Below are 3,727 nucleotides of genomic sequence, written 5' to 3' on the forward strand. Positions count from 1 at the left end.
TTTGGGCCGTACTCATTGAGGAAAGAATATTAACCACGCACCTCAAGTATCTCGACACACAAACCTAGCCAAGCACTCAATCCCAGCATGGATTTTCATATGACCCCTGATACTAATAAGCAAACCACGATTGCGACGCCTGATCATACCCCGCAGCTACAAGCGTTTCGCGATGTGGTTGAATCACGCCGATCTGTCCGACGTTTTACCGACACACCGATACCTGATGAGGTATTAGCAGATTGCCTACGTTTGGCTATGCTCGCGCCGAACTCAAGCAACCTGCAGCCTTGGGAATTTTATGTAATTGATGATGCGGATAAACGCAAACGCGCGGTAAAAAACTGCATGAATCAAAACGCGGCTAAAACCTCAGCGCGCTTGATTGCGGTCGTTGCGCGTACCGATGTTTGGCACGACCATGCTAAGCAAATATTGCGTGAATATCCGGATACGCCAGTGCCAAAAAAGGTCAAAGACTACTACAACAAAGTTGTGACCATGGATTTCTTACGCGGACCGGTCAACGTTATATCAGCGGCTAAATGGGGTGCAACGCAAGTGGTCAGACGGGTAAAAGGTCCGATTAAATCACCTTATTATACCTTTGAAGACACCAAAAACTGGGCCACCAACAATACTGCTCTTGCAGCCGAAAACCTCATGCTTGCTTTACGCGCGCACGGTTTTGATAGTTGTCCGATGGGCGGCTTTGATGAGCCTGCGATGAAACGCTTATTAAATTTAAGCGACGATCACCATATCATTATGATGATTGGTGCCGGTGAGCGCGCTGATAATGGCATTTATAACAGCCAGTTCCGCTTTGACCAAACTCAATTTGTCCATTACGTCTAAAACCGTAAACCGTTATTAATTATTCTTTATTCATTATTTTAGCCATCTCCTTTATCACCCCTTTTACCAAGGACTGTTATGACTATCTCGCAAAACCCAACGTTTGATACCTTTCAAGGTTTATTCAACGAAGCTGAATTTGTCTATCGTCATTTAGGCTCAAATGATGCCAAACAAGCCGACCTATTAAATGCCGTTGGTTATCAAGATATGGCAAGCTTTATCAATGATACCGTGCCTGAGCCAGTGCGCTTGCATAAAGAGCTAGATTTGCCTGTGGCGATGAGTGAGCACACCGCACTTGCTAAACTACGTACCATGGCAGACGATATCACGGTTAATAAGAGCTATATCGGTCAAGGTTACTCGCCTGTGCGCATGCCAGCAGTGATTCAGCGCAACGTCCTTGAAAATCCAGGTTGGTACACTGCTTACACGCCTTATCAAGCTGAAATCGCCCAAGGTCGCCTAGAAGCATTGCTTAACTTCCAGCAAGTTTGTATTGATTTAACAGGTTTGGAAATGGCTGGTGCGTCATTACTTGACGAAGCAACAGCTGCGGCAGAAGCGATGGCGATGTCAAAGCGTGTGAGCAAAAGTAAATCAAACCAGTTTTTTGTTGATGACCGCATTTATCCACAAACCTTAGATGTCATCAATACTCGTGCCAAATATTTTGGTTGGGAAGTGGTGGTTGGTGATTTCGAACTGGCTAAATCAGGTGATTATTTCGGTGCTATATTCCAATACGTCGGTGTTGAAGGCGATGTAAAAGACTTAACCGATGTTATTGCGGCGGTAAAGAAAAACAAAACCTACGTCAGCGTTGTCAGTGACATCATGAGCTTGGTGCTATTAAAGTCACCAGCCGATATGGGCGCAGACGTAGCACTCGGTAGCACCCAGCGTTTTGGTATTCCGATGGGTTTTGGTGGTCCACACGCCGCCTACTTTGCCTTCTCTGATAAGGCTAAGCGTTCAGCACCTGGTCGTATCATTGGTGTCTCAAAAGACTCGCAAGGCAATACCGCCTTACGTATGGCACTGCAAACCCGCGAGCAACATATCCGCCGTGAAAAGGCCAACTCAAACATTTGCACGTCACAAGTCTTGCTTGCCAATCTAGCCGGTATGTATGCCGTGTATCATGGTCCAAATGGCGTTAAGCGTATTGCCACTCGTATCCATGCGTTTGCGACTGCCTTTGCTGATGTTATTAAAGGTGCTAACGACAGTAATTTAAAAGTCGTACACGATCAATTCTTTGATAGTGTCGTCGTTGATTGTGGTTCAGAAAAAATGGCAACGCAGATTTTTGAAAACGCCGACAATATTGGCTACAACTTATGGCGTCTTGGCGACACCAAATTGAGCGTTGCCTTTAGTGAAACTAGCGATGCGCAAGATTTTAATGTCTTAACGCAATTATTTGTCAGTAAAGCTCATGACTTGCCGACCGAAGCTCGCGTGTCACTCGATAGCGCCCACTTGCGTAGCGATGATATCTTGAGCCATCCGGTATTTAACACCCATCATACCGAGCACGAAATGCTGCGCTACTTAAAGTCGCTAGAAGACAAAGATTTGGCGATGAACCGTAGCATGATTTCTCTTGGTAGCTGTACCATGAAATTGAACGCGACCAGTGAGATGCTACCGATTACTTGGCCTGAATTTGCCAATGTGCATCCATTTGCACCGCGCGATCAAGTGACTGGCTACATTGCGATGATTGATAGCTTACAAGAGCAATTAAAAGCCATCACAGGTTTTGATGAAGTATCTATGCAGCCAAACTCTGGCGCTTCAGGCGAATACGCCGGTCTATTAGCAATCCGTCGTTACCATGAGTCATTGGGCGAAACGGATCGTGATGTTTGCTTGATTCCAATGTCAGCGCACGGTACCAACCCTGCTACCGCCATGATGATGGGTATGCAAGTCGTCGTGGTCAAAACTGATGACAACGGTAACGTAGACATCGGTGACCTGACCGCTAAATGTGAAGAGCACAGCGCGCGTTTAGGTGCCTTGATGATTACTTACCCATCAAGGCACGGTGTGTTTGAAGAAGGCATCCGTCATATTTGTGATTTGATTCATCAACATGGCGGTCAGGTCTATATGGATGGCGCCAACATGAATGCGCAGGTCGGCATGATGCAGCCTGCCGATGTTGGAGCAGACGTACTGCATATGAACTTACACAAGACTTTCTGTATCCCACATGGCGGCGGCGGTCCTGGCATGGGCCCTATCGGTATGAAAGCACACTTAGCACCATACATGGCCAACCATACGTTGAGCCCTGTGCATAATGCGCAAAATGATTGCTCAGCGGTATCAGCAGCGCCTTATGGTTCAGCAAGTATCTTACCAATCTCATGGATGTACATTGCTATGATGGGACGCGATGGTCTGCTAAAAGCTACTGAACTTGCATTATTAAATGCCAACTATGTTGCCAGCCAGCTGAAAGACCACTACCCTGTTCTTTATACAGGTAAAAATGGCCGTGTCGCTCACGAATGTATCATCGATATTCGCCCATTGAAGGAAGAAACTGGCATCAGTGAAAGCGATATTGCTAAGCGCTTGATGGATTATGGCTTCCACTCACCAACGATGAGTTTCCCAGTTGCAGGCACCTTGATGATTGAACCCACTGAATCTGAGTCGAAAGAAGAATTGGATCGTTTTATCAGTGCGCTACAATCTATCAAAAATGAGGCAATGAAAGCCAAAGCTGGCGAAGATGGTTGGACATTAGATAACAATCCATTGGTCAATGCGCCACATACCGCGGCGATGATTACCAGCAGCGAATGGTCGCATCCGTACAGCCGTGATACGGCGGCCTTCCCACTGC

General features: G+C 46.5%; 2 protein-coding genes. Both read left to right on the top strand.

The features are described 5' to 3' along the window. Positions 1 to 99 precede the first annotated feature (99 nt). Positions 100 to 858: a nitroreductase family protein gene (locus tag V7D75_RS08500; RefSeq protein WP_333614217.1), complete on the top strand. Its 759-nt coding sequence runs from the start codon at positions 100 to 102 to the stop codon at positions 856 to 858. 78 nt (positions 859 to 936) lie between these two features. Further along, on the top strand, positions 937 to 3,727 hold a 2,791-nt coding region (gene gcvP / locus V7D75_RS08505), incomplete at its 3' end, for an aminomethyl-transferring glycine dehydrogenase (RefSeq protein ID WP_442968941.1).

The organism is Psychrobacter sp. (assembly GCF_036731945.1).
Classification (GTDB): Bacteria; Pseudomonadota; Gammaproteobacteria; order Pseudomonadales; family Moraxellaceae; genus Psychrobacter.

Coding starts and splice junctions, on each gene's coding strand:
- V7D75_RS08500 (WP_333614217.1), top strand. CDS start 100: ATGACCCCTGATACTAATAAGCAAACCACGATTGCGACGCCTGATCAT.